Annotated in this window: 2 protein-coding genes; both read left to right on the top strand. The window is 43.2% G+C overall.

Going from position 1 to position 2,305, the window contains the following annotated elements; translation table 11 throughout:
• Positions 1-226 precede the first annotated feature (226 nt).
• On the top strand, positions 227-1,132 hold the full coding sequence (locus FC65_RS10175; protein WP_056972604.1) for a proline iminopeptidase-family hydrolase: 906 nt from the start codon (positions 227-229) through the stop codon (positions 1,130-1,132).
• Positions 1,133-1,396: 264 nt separating this feature from the next.
• Positions 1,397-2,218: a Cof-type HAD-IIB family hydrolase gene (locus FC65_RS10170; RefSeq protein ID WP_056972602.1), complete on the top strand. Its 822-nt coding sequence runs from the start codon at positions 1,397-1,399 to the stop codon at positions 2,216-2,218.
• The last annotated feature ends 87 nt before the right edge of the window (positions 2,219-2,305 follow it).

Raw genomic sequence — 2,305 nt, 5'->3', positions numbered from 1 at the left:
ACTTACTTCGCCAGAGTTTGCGTCACATTTCTCATAAACTTTATTCCTGACCACTTTTTCCTGCGACTCGGTAAACTACCCGCTAAAATCGCCTAACCACTCGAAAAAATCTCTGATCCCCACAAATTTACCCAATTAAATGTTAGAATATCCTCATAGCATTATGTTAGTTACTGGTGAGATACACAGTTTTCTACATAAAATTTTAAGAAACTAGGTGAAAGCAATGCGCGAAGGAAACACGATCATTACTTTAGACAACGGTTATCACTTGTGGACACGTACAGACAACGTTGGCGGTGACATCCAACTATTATGTTTACATGGCGGCCCTGGCGGAAACCATGAATACTATGAGAACTTTGCTGAAAAGCTGAAAGACTTGAACGTTCAGGTAACAATGTACGATCAGTTAGGTTCATGGTATTCTGACCAGCCTGATTTTACTAAACAAGAAAACATCGACAAGTTTATGCACATGGAATACTTTGTCGATGAAGTCGAAGAAGTTCGCCAAAAACTTGGCTTAGATAATTTTTACTTGATCGGTCAGTCATGGGGCGGTGCCTTAGTTCAAGAATACGCGCTGAAATACCCTGACCACTTGAAGGGTATCATCATTTCATCAATGACCGACAACATTGATGAATATATGGAAAATATCACCAAGATCCGTGAATCTGAATTTAGCCCAGAAGAATTGGCCTTCCTGAAAGACTGCGAAGCCAAAAATGACTTTAATGAACGCTATGAAGAATTGATTGAGAAACTAAATAAGGATTACATCGATCGTAAGCAACCTGCCGCAATCAGTCATTTGACCTCTACAATGGGAGTTCAGGTTTACAATTACTTCCAAGGGGATAACGAATTCGTCGTTACTGGCAAGTTAGCCGGCTGGGACCGCAGCAAAGATATTCACAACATTCAATTGCCAACCTTGATAACTTACGGCGAACACGAATCAATGCCGCTTGCTACTGGCAAACGCATGGCTGAAACCATCCCCCATGCACGTTTTGTAACTACACCTAATGGCGGTCACCATCATATGGTCGACAACGCACCAGTTTACTTCGACCACTTGATGACATTTCTCAAGGATGTTGAAACAGGCAATTTTAACGATTAATAAAAAACTCACTATTTTAGGTAGATACTACCTAAGACAGTGAGTTTTTTGAGTGATGGGTCTGCCACGTCTGCTCTTTAACAGGACTTCTGACCGCCAAACGTTTTCCGCCGTTTCGCAAGCCGACCTGTTTTTCAGACGGACAAATTTGCCATTTTTGCGCACTCACTCATAAATACGCCAAAGAGAGCCATTTCTATTTTTTTATTTAGATGTGTTAAGATATGGTTGCTTAGAAACTAAAACGAAAGGATCACTCGTAAAATGGCAATTAAATTAGCGGCGATCGATATTGACAATACTTTGCTGACATCGGCGCCTGAACGCAAGTTAACCACAGAAAATATCCAGTCGATCCAGCAAGCACTACAGCTAGGAATTAAGATCGTCTTGTGCTCGGCTAGACCATTAGCCGGCGTCAAACGTTTTCTGAAACAGGCCGGGATCACTTCTAACGACCAATACGTGATCGTCGACAATGGCGCTTTGGTACAAACCGTCACCGGAAAAACGCTGGCGACCCACACTCTCGCACAACAAACAGTGAGTCAATTGGCGCAACTTTGTCAGCAAAATCACTGGCATTATAACGCCATCGATTCTACCTCCACAATGTGCACGACCGACATGCGAGTCGGCTTTTATACTGTCCAGTTGGCGGCCAAGTACCAGGCCCCACTCCAAGTTTTTGATCACATAGCCGACTTTTCCCAGCGGACTTTTGCCAAATTTGGGATCACCGAAGTCCCCGAGATCCTAGATGAAATTGAACCCGAAATTCAGCAAAAGTTTGGCAGCAGCTATTATGTAGTCCGCTCTCGCCCATTTTTGCTAGAAGTCCTCGATCAAGACGCCAACAAGGGGCAAGCTCTCACAGATCTCGCTCAAGAACTAAGGCTTAAAAAACAAGAAACGATGGCAATCGGCGATGAGATCAATGACCTGCCGATGTTTAAAGCCGCGGAACTTGGGGTTTCGATGGGCAACGGGGTCCCCGCCGTCAAAAAAGCTGCCGATCATATCACTGATGACAATGACCACAGTGGCGTTGGCAAAGCACTCCACAAATTTATCTTAGATTTATAAGCAAAGGAACTGTCAGAAAGTCTTTCTTTATTTCAGATAAGTCTCGTACTAGAATTAATGGCTCTTTGTCAAATCCTGTTGATGAAT

The organism is Ligilactobacillus acidipiscis DSM 15836, assembly GCF_001435755.1.
GTDB classification, from domain to species: domain Bacteria; phylum Bacillota; class Bacilli; order Lactobacillales; family Lactobacillaceae; genus Ligilactobacillus; species Ligilactobacillus acidipiscis.
This window is presented reverse-complemented; position numbering and strand designations above follow the sequence as displayed.

What these genes read in the sequence shown, in the direction of transcription:
- FC65_RS10175 (WP_056972604.1), top strand. Translation starts at nt 227, where the DNA reads ATGCGCGAAGGAAACACGATCATTACTTTAGACAACGGTTATCACTTG.
- FC65_RS10170 (WP_056972602.1), top strand. Translation starts at nt 1,397, where the DNA reads ATGGCAATTAAATTAGCGGCGATCGATATTGACAATACTTTGCTGACA.